The organism is Rhodococcus sp. ZPP (genome assembly GCF_017656075.1).
In the GTDB taxonomy this organism is placed as follows: Bacteria; Actinomycetota; Actinomycetes; order Mycobacteriales; family Mycobacteriaceae; genus Rhodococcus_F; species Rhodococcus_F oxybenzonivorans.
In genome coordinates, this window is the sequence record NZ_CP058638.1 from 2165934 (window position 1) to 2183761 (window position 17828).

The 17828-nt window shown below is 63.8% G+C and carries 19 protein-coding genes, 1 pseudogene and 1 riboswitch; of the genes and pseudogenes, 12 read left to right on the top strand and 8 right to left on the bottom strand.

Going from position 1 to position 17828, the window contains the following annotated elements; translation table 11 throughout:
- Window positions 1-127 precede the first annotated feature (127 nt).
- A riboswitch (guanidine-III (ykkC-III) riboswitch) is annotated at window positions 128-192 on the top strand.
- A gap of 11 nt (window positions 193-203) precedes the next feature.
- The 7 genes from HYG77_RS10295 to HYG77_RS10325 all read left to right on the top strand — a co-directional run bounded on the left by HYG77_RS10295 (window position 204) and on the right by HYG77_RS10325 (window position 4319).
- Window positions 204-518 (top strand): SMR family transporter, encoded by a 315-nt coding sequence (locus HYG77_RS10295; RefSeq protein WP_208962591.1) that lies wholly within the window; start codon window positions 204-206, stop codon window positions 516-518.
- 48 nt (window positions 519-566) lie between these two features.
- Complete coding sequence (locus HYG77_RS10300) at window positions 567-1370, top strand: ABC transporter (RefSeq protein WP_109327111.1); 804 nt, start codon at window positions 567-569, stop codon at window positions 1368-1370.
- A 209-nt stretch (window positions 1371-1579) separates the two neighbouring features.
- Entirely contained in the window at window positions 1580-1930 is a 351-nt protein-coding gene (locus tag HYG77_RS10305; protein ID WP_109327107.1) for a PadR family transcriptional regulator, read from the top strand.
- Between the two features lie 2 nt (window positions 1931-1932).
- Complete coding sequence (locus tag HYG77_RS10310) at window positions 1933-2325, top strand: DUF1048 domain-containing protein (RefSeq protein WP_208962592.1); 393 nt, start codon at window positions 1933-1935, stop codon at window positions 2323-2325.
- On the top strand, window positions 2322-3116 hold the full coding sequence (locus tag HYG77_RS10315) for an ATP-binding cassette domain-containing protein (RefSeq protein ID WP_208962593.1): 795 nt from the start codon (window positions 2322-2324) through the stop codon (window positions 3114-3116). Before HYG77_RS10310 ends, HYG77_RS10315 begins: the two co-directional genes overlap by 4 nt.
- Window positions 3113-3877 (top strand): ABC transporter permease, encoded by a 765-nt coding sequence (locus HYG77_RS10320; protein WP_208962594.1) that lies wholly within the window; start codon window positions 3113-3115, stop codon window positions 3875-3877. The genes HYG77_RS10315 and HYG77_RS10320 overlap by 4 nt, the downstream gene beginning before the upstream one ends.
- Window positions 3878-3968: 91 nt before the next feature.
- The gene (locus HYG77_RS10325) at window positions 3969-4319 is read left to right on the top strand and encodes a hypothetical protein (protein WP_208962595.1); all 351 of its coding nucleotides are present in this window, start codon (window positions 3969-3971) and stop codon (window positions 4317-4319) included.
- 58 nt (window positions 4320-4377) lie between these two features.
- Here the strand turns inward: HYG77_RS10325 and HYG77_RS10330 are convergent, their stop codons facing one another.
- The 7 genes and pseudogenes from HYG77_RS10330 to HYG77_RS10360 all read right to left on the bottom strand — a co-directional run bounded on the left by HYG77_RS10330 (window position 4378) and on the right by HYG77_RS10360 (window position 11804).
- A complete protein-coding gene (locus HYG77_RS10330; protein ID WP_208962596.1) occupies window positions 4378-5340 on the bottom strand; it encodes a ferritin-like domain-containing protein in 963 nt (320 codons plus the stop codon).
- A gap of 697 nt (window positions 5341-6037) precedes the next feature.
- Window positions 6038-6358, bottom strand: a complete 321-nt coding sequence (locus HYG77_RS10335; RefSeq protein ID WP_208962597.1) for a MerR family transcriptional regulator — start codon at window positions 6356-6358, stop codon at window positions 6038-6040.
- Between the two features lie 320 nt (window positions 6359-6678).
- Window positions 6679-7127: pseudogene (locus tag HYG77_RS10340) on the bottom strand (transposase); the annotation flags it as partial.
- Between the two features lie 373 nt (window positions 7128-7500).
- Window positions 7501-8364 (bottom strand): SDR family NAD(P)-dependent oxidoreductase, encoded by an 864-nt coding sequence (locus HYG77_RS10345; RefSeq protein WP_159919483.1) that lies wholly within the window; start codon window positions 8362-8364, stop codon window positions 7501-7503.
- Window positions 8365-8724: 360 nt separating this feature from the next.
- Window positions 8725-9291, bottom strand: a complete 567-nt coding sequence (locus tag HYG77_RS10350) for a nuclear transport factor 2 family protein (RefSeq protein WP_159919481.1) — start codon at window positions 9289-9291, stop codon at window positions 8725-8727.
- 29 nt (window positions 9292-9320) lie between these two features.
- The gene (locus tag HYG77_RS10355) at window positions 9321-10154 is read right to left on the bottom strand and encodes a TauD/TfdA family dioxygenase (protein WP_208962598.1); all 834 of its coding nucleotides are present in this window, start codon (window positions 10152-10154) and stop codon (window positions 9321-9323) included.
- A 933-nt stretch (window positions 10155-11087) separates the two neighbouring features.
- Window positions 11088-11804, bottom strand: coding sequence for an enoyl-CoA hydratase/isomerase family protein (locus tag HYG77_RS10360; RefSeq protein ID WP_159919477.1), 717 nt, complete (start codon window positions 11802-11804; stop codon window positions 11088-11090).
- A 141-nt stretch (window positions 11805-11945) separates the two neighbouring features.
- Here HYG77_RS10360 and HYG77_RS10365 point away from each other — a divergent pair, with 141 nt between their 5' ends.
- The 5 genes from HYG77_RS10365 (at window position 11946) to HYG77_RS10385 (ending at window position 16934) form a co-directional block, all read left to right on the top strand.
- Window positions 11946-13490 (top strand): AMP-binding protein, encoded by a 1545-nt coding sequence (locus HYG77_RS10365; protein ID WP_208962599.1) that lies wholly within the window; start codon window positions 11946-11948, stop codon window positions 13488-13490.
- Between the two features lie 29 nt (window positions 13491-13519).
- Window positions 13520-14701: an amidohydrolase family protein gene (locus HYG77_RS10370; protein ID WP_208962600.1), complete on the top strand. Its 1182-nt coding sequence runs from the start codon at window positions 13520-13522 to the stop codon at window positions 14699-14701.
- On the top strand, window positions 14698-16137 hold the full coding sequence (locus HYG77_RS10375; RefSeq protein WP_208962601.1) for a FadD3 family acyl-CoA ligase: 1440 nt from the start codon (window positions 14698-14700) through the stop codon (window positions 16135-16137). Before HYG77_RS10370 ends, HYG77_RS10375 begins: the two co-directional genes overlap by 4 nt.
- 85 nt (window positions 16138-16222) lie before the next feature.
- Entirely contained in the window at window positions 16223-16453 is a 231-nt protein-coding gene (locus HYG77_RS10380; protein WP_208962602.1) for a DUF3263 domain-containing protein, read from the top strand.
- 28 nt (window positions 16454-16481) lie between these two features.
- Window positions 16482-16934, top strand: coding sequence for a MaoC family dehydratase (locus HYG77_RS10385; protein WP_208962603.1), 453 nt, complete (start codon window positions 16482-16484; stop codon window positions 16932-16934).
- A 4-nt stretch (window positions 16935-16938) separates the two neighbouring features.
- Here the strand turns inward: HYG77_RS10385 and HYG77_RS10390 are convergent, their stop codons facing one another.
- A complete protein-coding gene (locus HYG77_RS10390; RefSeq protein WP_208962604.1) occupies window positions 16939-17094 on the bottom strand; it encodes a LuxR C-terminal-related transcriptional regulator in 156 nt (51 codons plus the stop codon).
- Between the last annotated feature and the right edge of the window lie 734 nt (window positions 17095-17828).

Here is a 17828-nt window from a genome sequence, read left to right on the forward strand (position 1 = left end):
CCGATAACAATGCGTTTCCCCGCCGTGTCACAAAAAGGAAATCCGCCGAGACGAGGGAGACTTATCCGGCGTTTTCCTGCACGCGCCGACCACTGCGTTCAGCCCGCGGCACGGGCTTTCGGTACCGTGAAGGTCGTCGATACGACACCCGGACGAGCGCACCGTACCCGGCCAGCGACAAGACGGTGCTCGGGAGAGTTGTCATGGCGTGGATCGTGCTGGTGCTGTCGGGTGTGCTGGAGGCCGTCTGGGCCACCGCACTCGGTCGGTCCGAGGGGTTCAGCAAAATCAGTCCCAGTGTCGTATTCGTCATTGCGCTGGTCCTCAGCATGGCGGGGCTGGCCTTCGCGATGCGTACTCTGCCGACCGGGACGGCATACGCAGTCTGGGTGGGAATCGGCGCTTCCCTTACCGTCGGTTTCGCGATGGTGACCGGCGCCGAAAACACATCATTCGTCAAGATTCTGCTGGTCGCCGCCATCGTGGCATGCGTCGTGGGACTCAAAGTCCTGCACTGAGCGCCCCGAGCCGCGAAATGCTTGTGTGTCGCGGGTTACAGTAACCGTATGAACGTGGTCTCGTTGCTGGCCCTCCCGGTGCGCGCCGGACTTGCGGCGGCCGATGTCGGACTCGGAATCGCCGAGGCCACCTTGGCAACGGTGCGCACAGCGGTAGCAGGCACCGGAGTGGTCACCGGCATGGGCGCTTCCGGCAGCCCGCTGCAGATGATCAGTCAACTGTCCTCACTGGCGGCGAACGACAGGCCACTCGGACAAGCACTCCAGCCCGGAGGACCACTCGATCGACTGCTTGCGCCGGGTGGCCCGGTCGACCGGCTGACCTCCGAAGGCGGCACCCTCGAACGGCTCCTCGAACCCGGCGGACCGCTCGACCGGGTGCTCGCGAAAGACGGCCCACTCGACCGCGTTCTCGCCGAGGACGGCACGCTCGAGCGTCTACTCGCCAAGGATGGACTGCTCGACCGCCTCACCGCCGAGCAAGGCCCCCTCGAACGACTCACAGCCGCCGACGGCGCCGTCGAGCGACTCACCGCGCAGGGCGGCATCGTGGACCGCGCCCTGGCCGAGAACGGGATCCTCGACACGCTGCTGTCCGAGGGTGGCGCTTTCGAACGGCTGATCGCCGAGGGCGGACCGCTCGACCAGATCGTCGCGCTCTCGGAAACCTTGACCGCACTGGCGCCGAATCTCGAGCGGATGAGCGCGAGCATCGATCTGCTACAGGACACAGTCGCGGTTTTGAGCGCAGCCGTCGGCCCCCTCGGGGAACTCGCCGGCCGCCTTCCTGGACGCTGGCTCAAGGGCAAGGGCGATCGACCGGGCATCGATTACACGCTGGGTCCTGCCTGACGCGTTCGTGAAAACATCTCGCCCTGCCATCTGACAGGTGCCCGCAGCCGGGCTGCTCTGCGCGTCGAACGTCAACGCCCGCAGCTGCCGGAGCCTCAACGCTCCGAACCCCCTTCTGAATTCGTTGCATCAACCCTCTTGCACGAACGGTATTCAGCGTTACTATCTAGCGGTAGTCATTAACACTGAGTAGTCGGAAGGAGGGTCCGATGGGCAAGCAGATGACCGAGATGCTCAAGGGCACGCTCGAGGGCATCGTCCTGGCGATCCTGGCCGCGCGGCCGGCGTACGGCTACGAGATCACGGCGCGACTTCGCGAGCAGGGTTTCTCCGAGATCGCCGAGGGCACCATCTACGCCCTGCTGGTCAGGATCGAGCAGCGAGGTCTCGTCGACGTGGAGAAGGTCCCGTCCGAGAAGGGTCCGCCGCGCAAGGTGTACTCGCTCAACCCACACGGTGGCGGGTACCTCCAAGAATTCTGGAAGACGTGGACCTTCCTCGCAGAGCGGATCGACCAGCTCCACCAGCACATCGAGCACCCACGAAGCGAAGGAGAGTAATCATGGCCGCACGATGGATCGAGCAGATCACGGGTTCGTTCGAGGACAAGAAGCGCTGGCGCCGGTACAAGGCCCGTAAGGAACAGCTTCCCACGAGCTACCGAACCGGGATCGACGGGATCGAACGCTACTTCATGTACGCCGGATCGATCGTCAAGGGCGATGTGCTCATCCAGATGCTCGAGGACCTCGCCGACCTGATCGAGCGCGCCGCCGCCGACGGCACCCCGATCCGCGACATCGTCGGGGACGACCCAGTCGAATTCGCAGACACTTTCATCCAGAACTACTCGGACGGCCAATGGATCAACAAGGAGCGCAGGCGCCTGACGGACGCCCTCGACAAGGCCGCCGACGAGGGCGTGAACGCGCCGGAAACGGAGAACCGGCCATGACCGCCGATCAGGCGCTCGAACCGGCGATCCGAGTGCGGGGCATCGTGAAATCGTTCAAGGGCTTGCAGGTGTTGCGGGGAGTCGACTTCGACGTGACGGCGGGGAGCATCTTCGCGCTGCTCGGCTCGAACGGTGCGGGCAAGACCACGCTGGTGCGAATCCTGTCAACGCTGTTGAAGGCCGACGCGGGCACCGCCACGATCCACGGCTTCGACGTCGCTGCGAAGCCCGGCGAGGTACGCGAGTCGATCAGTCTGACAGGCCAATTCGCCGCGATCGATGAAGTGCTCACCGGCCGGGAGAACCTCGTGCTGGTCGCCAAGCTGCGCCACCTGAAGAATCCGGGTGCGATCGCCGACGACATGCTCGCCCGCTTCTCGCTCACCGAAGCGGGGAACCGCAAGGCGACGACGTACTCCGGTGGCATGCGACGCCGGCTCGACATCGCAATGAGCCTGATCGGCAACCCGCCGATCATCTTCCTCGACGAACCCACCACTGGGCTGGACCCGCAGGCCCGGATCGAGGTGTGGCAGACGGTCAAGGAACTCGCCAGGACCGGCACGACCGTACTGCTGACCACCCAGCACCTCGACGAGGCCGAGCAGCTCGCCGACCGCATCGCAATTTTGCACCAGGGCATCATCATTCAGAACGGCACCCTCGCCGAGCTCGAGCAGCTCCTTCCGCCCGCCAAGGTCGAGTACATCGAGAAGCAGCCCTCCCTCGAGGACGTCTTCCTCGCCCTCGTCGGTGACACGACCGTCCCAGCAGGAAAGGAAGCCCGATGACCACCCATGTCCTCGGCGACACCGGCGTCCTCACCGGCCGCTCGCTGCAGCACATCCTCCGCAGCCCCGACACGATCGTCACTACCGCGGTCACCCCGATCGCGCTGATGCTGCTGTTCACCTACGTATTCGGCGGCGCGATCAACACCGGATCCGACCAGTCGTACGGCACCTACATGCTCCCCGGCATCTTGCTCATCACGATCGCGTCCGGCGTCGCGTACACCGCGTACCGACTGTTCCTCGACATGCGGGGCGGCATATTCGAACGCTTTCAATCCATGCCGATCGCGAGGTCGAGTGTGCTGTGGGCGCATGTGCTCACGTCCGTGGCCGCGAACCTGGTCTCGGTCACGATCGTCACCGGTGTCGCGCTGATCATGGGGTTCCGCACCGGAGCATCCGTGGCCGCCTGGCTCGCGGTCGCGGGCATCCTGATTTTGTTCACCCTCGCGCTGACCTGGATCGCCGTGATTGCCGGACTCTCGGCGAAGACGATCGACGGCGCGAGCGCGTTCAGCTACCCGCTGATCTTCCTGCCGTTCATCAGCTCGGCCTTCGTGCCTACCGACTCGATGCCCGGACCGGTCGCATGGTTCGCCGAGAACCAGCCCGTGACTTACGTCGTGAACACCATCCGAGCACTGTTCGCCCAGCAACCCGTCGGCACTGACATCTGGATCGCTCTCGGGTGGCTGGTCGGCATCCTCGTTGTCGCCTACGCCTTCGCGACCGCCATCTACCGGCGCAAGATCAGCTGAGCACGAGGTCTTCCGCGGAAGACGCGCCCGCTCCCCGATCGTGGCGAACCGGACGACACGGCGTGGTCGGCAGCTCTGGTATGTATTTCGCATGACCCGAACCATCGTTGCGCTGCTGATCCCTGCCGTCCTGTTCCTGGGAGCGTGCAGTTCCGAATCGACCGACACCGACACCGACACCGAGGTGAGCGCAACCACCGAGGCGGCGGAGGCAGCGGCCGCCGACCTTCCCGCCGTCGCCGACCTGTGCGCGGGCCTGCTCCAGTACGCGAACAGTGCCGAAGCCCGAGCGCAGCAGACCGGCGAACCGTTCGACCGCACGAAGGCTCTGAGCGACCTCTTCGACCAGTCGGCCCTCACCCCGGAATGGAAAGACGCCCCGCAAGAACGTAAGGATCAGATGGTCAGGGCGTACGACGCTGCCAAAACCGGCACCTGCTGACCTCACCGACAATTCCGCCGGCCCCCTGTGGGGACCGGCGGAATTCTTCTACGAATCGTCAGCGGATGCCGGCGACTTCCTGCGCGATGGACGCGAGATGGGTTTGGGCGGCGGAGACGATGCCGTGCCGATTCTTGTGCGCTTCCTCGTAGGCGACGACCGTGCGCACATCGGCGGGATCGGTGAGTTCCCTGACCGCAGCGACGGCCTGCGACACGTTCAGGTCGTCGTAGTCGTCGATCGGAAGCTCGCCCGGATCCACGACACCACCCGCGGCGCGAGCCGAATGGATGGCGTCGGCGACACCGCTCGCGCCTTCCCGGCGGGTCACACTCTCCGCAGTTTCGAGGGCGGCATCCCGCGAGGCGGCCAACGTCTTGACTGCGACATCGCCGGCGTGAGCGCCACGGCTGAGCAACGCACTGAGCAGGGGCGGTGTGGTGCGGGCCGTGTCCAATGCTCGATCGATTCCGCGCGCCGACCAGGTGACCGGGACGTTGAGCAGCCGAATCGTGCTTCCGGCAGCGGCCTGGAACGGCGTGCGCCGCAGCGCTGCCGGGCCGCCGAGCGCATCCTCGGCCAGAACGGTCGAAAGCCAGTCCACGGTTGCGGAATGCGCTGTGATCAATCGGTCCGCTAGACCGATGACTGCCGGCTCCTTCGCGACGGTGGCGAGCGCCTTGATGTAACGCGCGCGGTCGAGGAGTTGATGTTCGAGGGCCAGGTCGCCCAGCAGTGCCTCGTCGAACGGCTGCGCTTGCTCGGCCATCGCCTTGAGCACGGCAGCAAGCCGACCGAGGAAGGGCCCGATAACCTCGGGAACACCGCCGAGGTCGCGGATTGCGCGTTCGATGGCCTCGGCGCGCTGACGTCCGTTTTCGGCGTTCTCCGTGAGTTCGCGGCGAACAGCCTCGGTGCGTGCCTGGGCGATGCGGGTCTCTGCTACCTGGATTTCGGTGTTGGTGAGGTCGAGAACGGCACGCAACTGAGTGATCAGCGTTGCGGTGGTGGTGCTGGTCATATATTTCTCCTTCGATAGCTGATGTGGCGGACGAATATCGGTCAGATCACGCTCGAGATGAGAAATGCGGCCAGAATCACTCCAATCAGTACAGAGGTGGCAGTAGCGGCGGCAAGTACCACCGAACCAGTCACAGTCGCCGCGGGCACGGCTGCAATGAGGCCTGCGGTCAACGCGGTTCCCACGGAGAAGCGCCGGTCGGGCGTTCCGTTAGCAGTCTTTGCGTGCCGGGGAGTATGAGGGCGGAATACGTCATGTGCGGCGAGAGTCATGGTTCAGGTCCCGTCTTGCGTCGAGTCTGGGCCAGAGGTCTTCGGGCTGACGCACCGGAACTGGCGTTTCCGGTGCGACGCCGGCCGCGGCCTTCTGCACGGCCAGCGTGTCGCTGTTTCACCGCCGACGCAGTGTTGCTCAGTAATTTATCTGCTCCGGCGGGTATAGATTTTATCGTATCGGTTAACGACAGAAGTTCAACCCCGCGACGCAAACCCAGCGCGACGCCCGGCTGGAGTCGACTCCGAAAACACTGAGTGACCAGGCAGAATAGACAACCCCATACATCTCAGAATTCGAGATGTTTTGTGATCTGCAGTGTCATGCATAACGAAAAGGCCGCTGGACGCTCGGAAGAACGCGCCCGCAGAACCGGCCAGTGACGATTACTGGTTGTCGATTCGATCGATCGCGTACCGCCGTTTCAGGCGGTTGCCTCTTCACGTTCGACCTTCAGGCGGTCGCAACCATGTTCGGCCGAGTGCAGACGACCCAGAAGTTCAGCGTTCTCCGCTTCGAGGTCGAGAATCCGCTGTATGCCCGGCAGGTTGATGCCGGCTTCGATAAGTTCGGCGATGCGTCCGAGGCGAACCAGATCTTCCTCGCTGTAACGACGGGTTCCGCCGCTGGTCCGCGCGGGCGTCAGCAATCCGCGCCGTTCGTACAGCCGCAGTGTTTGCGGCCCGATTCCGGTCAACTCCGATGTGACCGCTATTCCATACACCCCGCGACGCGACCGGGGCATGACATCCAACACCACAAGTGGCTCCCTTCTTCTCAAGGAACCCCACGATGTTAACAGATGAATGAAATGAATCTGCGACCGTGCGCATAGATTTTTGCTCGCTTGCGCGTTGCCGCCCGTCAGTCGTCCGCCAAAGTAGGTGAGCAGACTGCCGAGATCGGCGAGTGGATCGCCCAGGGTGCATCACAACACCTGTAGGTCCATGACACCTGTTGCGTGTCGTGCGGCGATGTAGCCGAAGGTCATCGCCGGGCCGATGTTGATGCCGCCCGCGGGGTAGTGTCCCGCCGCGGTCCCGCACCTCGAGGCGCCGACGCGGCACGAGCATCTTCGGTGGCCAGGTGCTTGTAGTAGCCGGAGCGGGAGGTCCCGAGCACCCAGCACAGCCGCAGCACGGAAGAACTCGGCGCAAAGGTCGGAGATGAAGTCCCAGCGGCGGGTCTTCACTTCACCTCCTTGATGCGAAATACGCGGCTGCCCGGCGCAGAATCTCCCGTTCGAGCTGCCATTCCTTCTCCGCACCCCGCAGCCGAGCATTTTCTGCCCGCAGGCGCGCGAGCTCGTCCGACTCGGTCTCCCCACCGGCTATGCGGCGGGCCTCCGGGCGTCCCTCTCGGGCGGCGTCCTTACGAACCCACGTCCGCAGCGTCTCGCCACTGATGCCCAGGTCCGCGGCCACCGCCGCGTACGTGCGTTTACCATCGGCCGCGCGATACAGCGCCACCGCGTCCTTCCGGAATTCCTCCGTGTACAGAGACTGGCGTCCCACCTCGACATCCCTCCTGGCTCTCCACTGGAACCATTGTCAGGGGTGTCCACTCCAAGGATGCAGCCTCATCTTGCCCTGCGGGCGGTGGCTGTGAACCGCTGGACTCAAACTCACCGTGACGCAGCCGATGATGCACGCGCACTCTTGGCCCGCCACAAAAGCCGACGGTGACGGTGGTGCGGAAGCAACACATCAGACTCTCCCACGTCGTCTTCCGTGCCATACTCACCGACCAATCGCTATCAGTCACCATCGCTGCTTGACATAGGAGGTAGTGACAGACCCGGCGCCGCGCCAGTCTCACCAAATCCCTTGCCATCATACGGATTTGGACATCGCAACTGTCGTTGCAGCAATAATCAAGTAGCCCGACTTATCTCATGACGTGGCTGTACTGCCTGTTCGGATGAACATTGAAAAGCTGCCGGTAGGATGGGGGCTGGCGATTTCCAGCGTCTTTTATGCCGTACTTGACCGCAAGTTCTGCACCAATGAGAGTTTGACCGCTGATCGCCATGAGCTCAGGATCATTGAAAAGGGCCCAGATGACATGGCCGGTCAGCTCCGGCGTCTCGGCACTGTCCAGAATGTGGCCGAATTTCGCCGGGTTGCTCGCGATGATCTGCTTTACACGGTCGGTGAGTAGCGAACCCATCCAAATTGAAACGGCCGCGATATCAAACTCTTTGAAGTCGTACGCCATGTCGGCCGCCATCTTGTCTGTACCCGCCTTTGGGACACCATAGGCAGGGCCAAAGGCATAGTGGACAGCGCCCGATGACGACGTGAAGGCCACCAGCCCACCCTGATGTGAGAGCATCAACGGGGCGGCATAGACCGTAGCCACATAGCTGCTTCGTAGTCCGACGTCGAATGTGTCGACAACATTCAGGGGCTCCTCCCAGAACTTCGTACGGCCCATCATTTCATCGCGGATGATCGCGGCGTTATTGACTAGGATGTCGATACGTCCGTGGTCGCGGCCGACCTGATCGAAGAACGCCTTCACTTGCTCGTCATCGCTGTGGTCAACGCGTACAGCGATGCCTCGACCACCGGCGGCCGTGACGAGGTCCGCGGTTTCGCCAATGGTGCCCGGCCGTGCCGAATCGCCGGCGCTCTCGGATCGCCCGGTGACGTAGACCGTGGCACCGTGACTGCCCAGCGCCCGTGCGATACCGGCTCCAGCGCCGCGACTTGCTCCGGTGACCACTGCCACCACCCCATTAACTGACATAAGTCCTCCTACTTCGGCATCGATGATCCCTGGCCATTTTCGCTACCTCGCACGGCACGGTGACACGATCGCGGTACTTGCAAACAAGGCGTCTTCCCATCTTTCGACCCGAAAACTACTGCGAGCCAATTACTTAGCATACGATCCCGGAATTACCCGATCAGATCCACGACAGAAGGGGCGGGCTCCTGAGGCGGGCGATCACGGTCTTCGGCTTCGCGCTGTACCGGGCATCGCAAACACCCGTTGCGCGTGATCAATCGACTCAGCACTTGCGCACACCGTCTGCGCAATTAGCAGGCAGACTAATGTTGTTCGGGACCGACTCGAATGATTTCGACACGCACCCGGCGCTGCCAATCACCAACGCTCGGGCGCCGGCGTGTCGACGAACAACGGGCGTTGGTAGGAGAGGTCGTCCTTGTCCCGCGTGCCCTTGACGAACGCCTGCTTTGTGAAGAACGGTGATTGAAGTAGTGAGGCGTCGGCGGTCGCGGTCCATTCGACGGTCGATCGCCGGACCGCGATCCGCCACGTACCTTCACGTCGTTCGAGTCGATCGAGATAGCGGCCGTTCAGCAATTGCACCGTGGTGCCGTCCTGATAGAGCAGTCCCACCAGCACGTAGCTCTCGCAGTGAGCGGTATCGCCGTCAATCTCGCAAGTGTGAGTGGTGACGTTGTGGGTGTGGGCGCGAGAGGAGGCCGCGTGCACGGCGTTCGCCCAACGCGCATAGTCCGGCCCCAAATTGGTGCTCGTGCCGTGCTCGTCGACACCGTCGACGTGATAGGTGCTGCCAAGTAGGTCGGAATCGTGCCGATCGCAGCCGCGAGAGTGCTTGGACACGCAGTCGAGGATCTCCGATCGGTCCATCAAATACTGCACATCACGCTGCAACCGAGTAATTACGTCTTCGTCGGTGGTCATAGGTCTCCTTACGGTCGAACCGGAAATGGTCAGGCGACGGCTTCCTCGCCGATCAAGGTCGTCCGGTGCAGTAGGCGGGCAGACGTCGGCGCGTAGGGGACGGCGCGGTGCAGCATTCCGGTGTTGTCCCACAGCACCAGGTCGCCGCGCCGCCAGTGATGCCGCAACGCGAATCGAGGTTGCGTCGACCAGCCGAGGAGGCGGTCGAGAAGCGCCCGGCCCTTGTCCTCCGGCCAGCCGACGACATGAGACGCCGTCGCGCCAAGAAGCAACGACTTACGCCCGTTGCTGCGGGTCCAGACCAGTGGATGCTCCCGTGTCGGCACCCGGTCCCAGGCCGCCCGCTGCTTGTCCGAGGGCTCGGGATTGGCCAACGTTTGCGCTGCCGCGAAGCTGTGCACGACCCGAAGGTCGGCGATCTCCGCCTTCTCGTCGTCACCTAGCGCCTCGTAGCTTGCGTAGGTGTTGGCGAACTCGGTGTCGCCGCCCTCGTCGGACACCTCCAGTGCGGTGAGCAAGGTGGCCTTCTGTGGCACTGCGTCCGTGGCGCCGTCGATGTGCCAGTGGAATGTGCCCTGGTTTAGGGACGCCAACACGGTCTTGGCCGGATCCAGACTGATGGCTGATATCTCCGGGTGCTCGTCCTGCCCACCCACCTGCGCCACGACCACGTCGCCGAGGAGGCGGCTCAGTGCGACCAAATCGTCGTCGTCGATGTGGGCTTCCCGAAATACAACGACGCCGTACTGGTCCAGCGCGGCCCGGCAGCGGGCTGCGCCGCGGTCGTCGACGAGGTGGCTTCCCGGCAGTTCGGTGATCTCGACACCGATGGTGGCGGTGATCGGGGTGGCGTTGGCGAACACGGTTCCTCCTGAGGCAGCTGGATAAAACGAGAATATCACTCTCTGTTGCAGCTAGCGTAGTTACCAACTGAGGAAAGGAACATTTCCTCCTAGTGGCGGCAACGGAGGATGCATCATGCTGATAGCACTGACCGGCGGCGCTTCGTCGACTGACAAGATCGTGCGGCAAGCCCAGCAGACTGAGGCGGACGGGTTCACCTCCGTCTGGTGCGCCAGCACGGTCGCGAGTGATCCACTGCCAGCCCTCGGGGGGCCGGCAGCGCCACCTCGACGATCGAGCTCGGAACCGCTGTGCTGCAGACCTATCCTTGTTAGCTGCCGTCGTCGCCGAGCCCATTGGCCGCGGCGGTTTCACGCTCGGTCTCGGCCCCTTGCGCGAGGTCCGTAGTCCGTGACGTGTATGGCCTCTCCTACGACCGTCCAGGCAGGAACACCGAAGGATACGTACAATCTGACCGCGCTATTCCGCGGCGAGGGCGTGGAGTTTCGCGGCGATTGGGCGACGACCAGCGCCAAACCGCATGCTGCCGCTTGTTCACGACGTGCCGGTTCTGTTGTCTGCCGTGTCACCGCACATGTTGCGGGTGGCAGGCCAGGCCGACGGCACGGTCCTGTGGGTGGGGTCGGCGGAAGTGCGACTCGCACATCGCGCCGGTGATCCAAGCCGCAGCGGTAGGACGACCCGCGCCCAGGATTGTCACCGGGCGTTTCGTGGCTCTCCACGACGACGCCTACGAAGGCCCGCCCAGCCGTGGCACCGACGGTCACGGTGTACGCCGGGATGCCGAACTACCAACGCGTCCTCGATGTCGGCGGGGGCTCGCCATGCCAGCGGAGACGGGCGCAAAGCCGTGTCCAGCGGGTGTTGCAACATCTTTCCCCAGTGCGAAGGCAACGGAACCGACTGGGCACCGCATCCCGAAGGTTATGAGTTCACCTGCTGCGGCTCATCACTCGGTCTGCAGCCTCCCAGTGTTCGTCGGCAACCCAGAGCCGCGCGAACGCCGTGACCGCCTCGGCTGCGGAGGCGCCCGCCATGACACGCTTGATCTCACCAGCCGAGTTGTTGGCCAGCGACAGGGCCAGCGAACGCCAACCATCCTCGAAGGACGTCCTGGGCATGACCAGGTCCACCAATCCGAGACGTTCGGCTTCTGCCGCGTCGAGTACGGCACCCGAGCCGGCCAGCATGAGGGCCTTGCCCGGGCCGACGAGCGCGGCGAGCCGCTCGGCGCCACCCCATGCGGGCATGATCGCCAGTGCGACCTGGTTGAAGCCAATCTTGATGTCGTCGGCGGCTACCCGGATGTCGGCGGCCACGGCCACCTCTGCCCCACCGCCGAGAGCGTGGCCGTTCAGCGCGGCGACGACCGGCGCCGGGAAGTTCGCGATCTGGTCGCAGACCGTCCGCATCCGGCGCGCCATGTCTGCCGCCTGCTCCTCGGTTCTGAGTTTGCTCAGCTCTTTGAGATCTCCGCCCGACACGAAGGCCCGGTCACCGGCTCCCCTGATCACCAGCGCCTTGGCCCCGGCCGCCGCATCGAGCGCCTTCTCCAACTGATCCATGGTCTCCGGCGCGATGGCGTTGCGAGCATGCGGTCGATCGATGGTGATGACCGCCAACTCCTGCTCCAGCTCAAGGTCGACCATGCGCTGTTCTCCATTCTGATATTGGCATTCTTGTTCAGTGAGAATATCATATTCACAGCTGGCAGACGCCGGCCGGAGCGAGTCCCGACGCCGCGGTGCCGACCTCGGCGCGGCTCCGTCCACGGGTATTGGAGCTCTCACATGCGGCACGTCCCCCCCGAACTGATCAGACGCTACGAAGACGAGGGATGGTGGACCCACGACACCATCGGAGACCTGCTCAGGCGCGGTCTCGAGGCCGCCCCCGACACCGAATTCCGGATTCACTCGACCGTTCGTCCGTGGTCGGGAACCTTCGGTGACGTCGAGCGCGTTGCCAGTCGACTGGCGGGCGGATTGCGTTCTCGCGGAGTCGGTCCCGGAGACGTGGTCGCCTTCCAGTTGCCCAACTGGATGGAAGCGGCCGCTGTTTTCTGGGCGTCGGCCTTCCTGGGCGCCACCGTGGTCCCGATCGTCCACTTCTACGGGCGCAAGGAACTCGGATACATCCTCAGCGAGACCAAGCCGCGCGTCTTCGTGACCGCCGAACGATTCGGGCGGACCGAGCACCACGCCGATCTGTGCTCGGACGTGCCCGTCGTGGGTGTCGTGGGCCGCGACTTCGACGACCTGCTCGATGAGCACCCGATGCCGGGTACCGTCGAAGCCGATCCGGCGGGTCCGGCGCTGATTGCCTTCACCTCCGGCACCACGAGGGCCCCCAAAGGTGTCATTCACAGTCATCAGACACTGGGCCACGAGACGCGACAGCTCGCGGGCCTCTACCCGCCGGACCGGGGGAAACAGCTCACTGCCGCTCCCGTCGGCCACTTCATCGGCATGGTGAATGCCTTCCTGATCCCCGTTCTGGACGGCACGGCAATCAATCTGACCGACACGTGGGATCCGGCTCAGGCGCTGGCGCTGATGGAGAGCGACGGGCTCACCGTCGGCGGCGGGGCCACCTACTTCGTCACCAGCCTCCTCGACCATCCTGATTTTGCGCCCCGGCATCTGCCGCACATGAAGTACGCGGGCCTCGGCGGGTCTTCGGTCCCCTCGGCGGTGACCACTCGGCTCGCAGAGCTGGGCATTACCGTGTTCCGCTCGTACGGCAGCACCGAACATCCGTCGATCACGGGCTCGCGGTACACGGCACCCGAGGACAAACGGCTGTTCACGGACGGGGACGCCCTGCCCGGAGTGGAGGTCCGGTTGGCGGCCGACGGTGAGATCCTCAGTCGTGGCCCCGATCTCTGCGTCGGCTATACCGATCTCACCTTGACGGAGGCAGCGTTCGATGCGGACGGCTGGTACCACACCGGGGACATCGGCACGATCGACGAAGACGGTTACCTGACGATCACCGATCGCAAGGCGGACATCATCATTCGCGGCGGCGAGAACATCAGCGCCCTCGAGGTCGAGGAAGTTCTCCTCGCCATGCCCGAGGTCGCGGAGGCGGCGGTAGTTTCGGCACCCGACGCCCGCCTCGGGGAGCGGGCGGCCGCCGTTCTGCGCCTGCGGCCCGGACACGCCATGCCCTCGATGGACGCCGTCCGCGCTCACTTCGAGCGGGCCGAGATCGCGCGGCAGAAGTGGCCGGAGGAACTGCACCGAGTCGACGACTTTCCGCGGACCGCCAGCGGCAAGATCCAGAAGTTTCGGGTGCGGCAGGACATTGCGGCACTCGGCAGAAGAGAATAGTATTCTCGTAAATCGATAAGGAGGATCTCATGCCAGTGAACGACTTGCCGTATCCGCTGTTCGACGCGGACAACCACCTGTACGAGACCGAGGAGGCCCTTACCAAGTTCCTTCCCGAGAAGTACAAGGATGCGATCAAGTATGTGCAGGTCGACGGCCGCACCAAGATCGCTATTCGCGGCCAGATCAGCGATTACATCCCCAACCCCACCTTCGACGTGGTCGCTCGGCCCGGCTCGATGGAGGACTATTTCAAGAACGGGAACCCCGAGGGCAAGAGCCGGCGTGAGATCTTCGGCAAATCGATGAAGTCGATCCCGGCCTTTCGTGAGCCTGCCGCTCGTCTCGAGCTGCTCGACGAGTTGGGCGTGCAGCGGACACTGATGTTCCCGACCCTTGCCAGCCTCGTCGAGGAGCGCATGCGTGACGATCCGGACCTGATCCATGTTGTCGTCCACGCGCTCAACGAGTGGCTCTACGAGACATGGAATTTCAACTACCAGGACCGTATCTTCACCACACCCGTGATCACGCTGCCGAACGTCGACAAGGCGATCGAGGAGCTGGAGTGGGTGGTCGAGCGAGGCGCCAGGGCTATTCTCATCCGCCCCGCACCGGTACCCGGCTACAAGGGTTCCCGCTCGTTCGCCCTCCCCGAGTTCGACCCCTTCTGGAAGCGTGTCGTCGAGCTCGACATCCTCGTCGCGATGCATTCCTCGGACAGCGGCTACGCCCGGCACGACGCAGAGTGGGAGGGCAGTGACGGCGAAATGCTGCCGTTCCAGACGAACACGTTCCGGATGGTCAACGAATGGCGGCCCGTGCAGGACACGGTGGCCTCGTGGGTCTGCCACGGCGCGCTGTTCCGCTTCCCCGATATCAAGCTCGCTGTCATCGAGAACGGCTCGAGTTGGCTGAAGCCCCTGCTCGACGTCCTGGCCGACACGTACAAGAAGGCCCCCGAGGGCTTCGGTATGCAAGATCCGGTGGAGGCGATCAAGCGCAGCATCCATGTCAGCCCCTTCTATGAGGAGGGCGTGACCGACCTGATCGACTTGATCGGTGTCGACCAGGTGCTGTTCGGGTCCGACTACCCGCACCCGGAAGGTCTGGCACAACCGCGGCACTTCGCCGACATGCTCGGACACCTGGAAGAGAAGGACCAGGCCAAGATCATGGGCGGCAACCTCGCGAGGTTGATGAATCTATGACGTGGGAGACCATCCCCCAGATGGTCCTGAGCGCGGGCGACCGCTTCGGCACTGCCGAAGCGGTCGTCGACGGGCCGCTTCGGATCACCTTCGCCGAACTCGCCGGCCGAGTTCGGCGAGCCGCAGGGGCATTCGCTTCGGCCGGCATCGACAAGGGTGACCGGGTGGCCCTCTGGGCACCGAACTCGGCCGAATGGATCGTCGCCGCGTTCGGTCTGCTGACCGCCGGCGGCGTGCTCGTTCCCGTGAACACCCGGTACAAGCAGGACGAGGCCGAAGACATCATCCGGCGCAGCGGCGCGAAACTTCTGCTGGTCGAGCAGGGTTTCCTCGGTGTCCGGTACTCGGGACCCGATGGTGTGCCCGTGATCGATCTCAAATCGGGCTTTCTCTCCGACGGCCAGCCCTTCGAGTGTGAGGTCAGCGGCGAAGACATCGCCGACATCATGTACACGTCCGGTACGACGGGCCGCCCGAAGGGCGTCATGATGAACCACCGCCAGACGCTCCGCCTCTTCTCGGAGTGGTGCGATCTGGCGGATCTGCGGGAAGGTGACCGCTATCTGATCGTCAATCCGTTCTTCCACATGTTCGGTTACAAGGCAGGTGTGATCGCCTCCCTTATTCGGGGCGCCACCATCCTGCCCGTGCCCGTGCTCGACGTCGATCGGGTACTCGAACTGGTGGAGAAGGAGAAGGTGACCATGCTGCCCGGTCCGCCGACTCTCTATCAGTCGCTTCTGGCAGCTCAGGGGAACTGGGATCTTTCGTCCTTGCGTGCAGCGGTGACCGGTTCAGCGGACATCCCGGTCGAACTCATCCGGCGAATTCACGACGAACTGCCGTTCGAGACCATCATGACCGGGTACGGCCTCAGCGAGGGTGGGACGGCAACCGCCTCGCGGCCCGGCGACACCTTCGAAGAAATTGCGACGACCGTCGGCACACCCTGCGAGGGAGTCGAATTGCGGATCGCAGCCGACAACGAAGTTCTGATCCGGGGTTACACCGTCATGCAGGGTTACCTCGATGATCCGGCCGCGACCGCGGAAGCCATCGATGCCGACGGTTGGTTGCACACCGGGGATCTGGGGACCCTCGACGACCGGGGCCGGTTGCGCATCATCGGCCGCAAGAAGGACATGTACATCGTCGGCGGTTTCAATGCCTACCCCGCCGAGATAGAGGGATTCCTGCTCGAGCATCCCGCAGTCGACCAAGTAGCGGTGATCGGCGTTCCCGACGAGCGGCTCGGCCAGGTAGGGAAGGCGTTCGTGGTCGCGAAGAACCCTGTCACCGCGGAGGAGCTGATCGCCTGGAGCCGTGAGCGAATGGCGGGGTTCAAGGTGCCGCGGACCGTAAGGTTCGTCGACTCGCTCCCGTTGAACGCCACCGGCAAGGTCATGAAGGAGCACTTGAAAGATCTGGTGGGGTAACACCCTCCCGAACCACGCTCGGCCGCGCGAAGACAGGACCCGGCGTAGACGCACAGAACTCACACTTCGACGTAGGAGGTCCGCAATGGACACCGACAGCGCGATGATCGAATTCGCCATCAAATGGCGACATTGGGACGGCGGACCCGACGAGGACATCTTCGTCGAGTTCGGTATTCCCGCATACCAGTTCTTCTTCCGACTGCGCCGGCTCCTGGCCACCCACCGACAGCATCAGCTGACGCCCCACCTCGTCACGCAACTAACTGATATCTGTGACAGCAGATTGCATGTGCCGCAGGCCCGAGCGGGATGATGTGGGCGACGCAAGCAAAAGGACACACATGAGAGACTTCACCAACTTCGACATGCTCCGCGCGGCCGCCGGGACCGAGATCGGCACCAGTGACTGGATCACTGTCGACCAGGAACGTATCGACCGCTTCGCGGCCGCCACCGGTGATGATCAATGGATCCACGTCGACACCGAGCGCGCCGCGAGTGGTCCTTACGGCTGCACGATCGCACACGGATTTCTGACGCTCGCTCTACTCGCACCGATCACCCAGCAGGTCATGACTGTCAGTGGCGCCCGTATTGCCCTCAATTACGGGCTCGGTAAGACACGGTTCATCACTCCAGTGCCCGTCGGTAGCCGAGTTCGCGGTACCGTTATGCTCACCTCCGTAACCGACGTCCCCGGCGGTGTGCAGGTCGAACGAACCGTCACGATCACCACCGAGGGTGCGCAGCGCCCAGCCTGCGTCGCGGACAGTCTTGCGCGATACCTGGTGTGACGTACTAGAAGGGGTCGGCCCATTCCACGTCGATCTCGGTCAGAAGGTGCTCGACGTTTCCCTGAGCGGTGCGTGGCGAAATCACAAGGCGGGCAGCGATCGCCCTATTGGCCAGCCCCTCGGCGACGAGTTCGGCGACCTGACGTTCTCGGTTCGTCAATGTGAGTGATCTTGCGGTCGAAGGCTGCGCCTTGTCGTTATCCACAGCTTGTGCGCGGAGCGCGTACGCGAATGAAGCTACCCATCGACCGCGCCAACTCCTCGGCCGCGCCCATCAGTACTGCGGCTCCCCTCACGTCCGATCCAGCTTCCGCGGCCCAGGCAAAAACCTCGAGACACGCTGCGGTAGTATAAGATTCGCTCCTCTTCCGGGCCAGTTGTAAAGACTGCTCGAGTAGCCCTGCCGCGCGACTGGGATTTCCCTGCCGCCCAGATGGCAACGGCCATAGCCCTTAGAGCGTACGACCGATACAGCACTTCGCCGCGGGTTTCGGTGACCGCGAGCATCTGCTGACAGCATTCGATCTCTCGCTGCCGAGGTGTCCATACGTCCTCCCCCAGTAACTGCAGCGTAGCGAGGCAGGCCCCGCAGCGACGGTTCCTGATCCAGCTTCGCCGCAGCCAGCGGCGGTACCCGCAATGCGGCATTGCCACCGACCCCGAGAGGCTCGCGGTTTGTCGCGAAAATCCGTAGATGCGGACAGGTCTTCAACAGCGTCTCCGCCGACTCCGCAGTCGTGTCCAGCACTTGCTCAAGATTATCGAGAATTAGCAGCAGCTCCCGCGTCGCAGGAACTCGACCAACCCATCACCCAACAACTCCACCAGCCACACCCCGTCGCGGTACGCACGTTGGCGCCCTCTCGCCCACGCGCCGCGCCAAACTGGCCTTGC

What these genes read in the sequence shown, in the direction of transcription:
- HYG77_RS10295 (WP_208962591.1), top strand. Translation starts at nt 204, where the DNA reads ATGGCGTGGATCGTGCTGGTGCTGTCGGGTGTGCTGGAGGCCGTCTGG.
- HYG77_RS10300 (WP_109327111.1), top strand. Translation starts at nt 567, where the DNA reads ATGAACGTGGTCTCGTTGCTGGCCCTCCCGGTGCGCGCCGGACTTGCG.
- HYG77_RS10305 (WP_109327107.1), top strand. Translation starts at nt 1,580, where the DNA reads ATGGGCAAGCAGATGACCGAGATGCTCAAGGGCACGCTCGAGGGCATC.
- HYG77_RS10310 (WP_208962592.1), top strand. Translation starts at nt 1,933, where the DNA reads ATGGCCGCACGATGGATCGAGCAGATCACGGGTTCGTTCGAGGACAAG.
- HYG77_RS10315 (WP_208962593.1), top strand. Translation starts at nt 2,322, where the DNA reads ATGACCGCCGATCAGGCGCTCGAACCGGCGATCCGAGTGCGGGGCATC.
- HYG77_RS10320 (WP_208962594.1), top strand. Translation starts at nt 3,113, where the DNA reads ATGACCACCCATGTCCTCGGCGACACCGGCGTCCTCACCGGCCGCTCG.
- HYG77_RS10325 (WP_208962595.1), top strand. Translation starts at nt 3,969, where the DNA reads ATGACCCGAACCATCGTTGCGCTGCTGATCCCTGCCGTCCTGTTCCTG.
- HYG77_RS10330 (WP_208962596.1), bottom strand. Translation starts at nt 5,340, where the DNA reads ATGACCAGCACCACCACCGCAACGCTGATCACTCAGTTGCGTGCCGTT.
- HYG77_RS10335 (WP_208962597.1), bottom strand. Translation starts at nt 6,358, where the DNA reads ATGCCCCGGTCGCGTCGCGGGGTGTATGGAATAGCGGTCACATCGGAG.
- HYG77_RS10345 (WP_159919483.1), bottom strand. Translation starts at nt 8,364, where the DNA reads ATGTCAGTTAATGGGGTGGTGGCAGTGGTCACCGGAGCAAGTCGCGGC.
- HYG77_RS10350 (WP_159919481.1), bottom strand. Translation starts at nt 9,291, where the DNA reads ATGACCACCGACGAAGACGTAATTACTCGGTTGCAGCGTGATGTGCAG.
- HYG77_RS10360 (WP_159919477.1), bottom strand. Translation starts at nt 11,804, where the DNA reads ATGGTCGACCTTGAGCTGGAGCAGGAGTTGGCGGTCATCACCATCGAT.
- HYG77_RS10365 (WP_208962599.1), top strand. Translation starts at nt 11,946, where the DNA reads ATGCGGCACGTCCCCCCCGAACTGATCAGACGCTACGAAGACGAGGGA.
- HYG77_RS10370 (WP_208962600.1), top strand. Translation starts at nt 13,520, where the DNA reads ATGCCAGTGAACGACTTGCCGTATCCGCTGTTCGACGCGGACAACCAC.
- HYG77_RS10375 (WP_208962601.1), top strand. Translation starts at nt 14,698, where the DNA reads ATGACGTGGGAGACCATCCCCCAGATGGTCCTGAGCGCGGGCGACCGC.
- HYG77_RS10380 (WP_208962602.1), top strand. Translation starts at nt 16,223, where the DNA reads ATGGACACCGACAGCGCGATGATCGAATTCGCCATCAAATGGCGACAT.
- HYG77_RS10385 (WP_208962603.1), top strand. Translation starts at nt 16,482, where the DNA reads ATGAGAGACTTCACCAACTTCGACATGCTCCGCGCGGCCGCCGGGACC.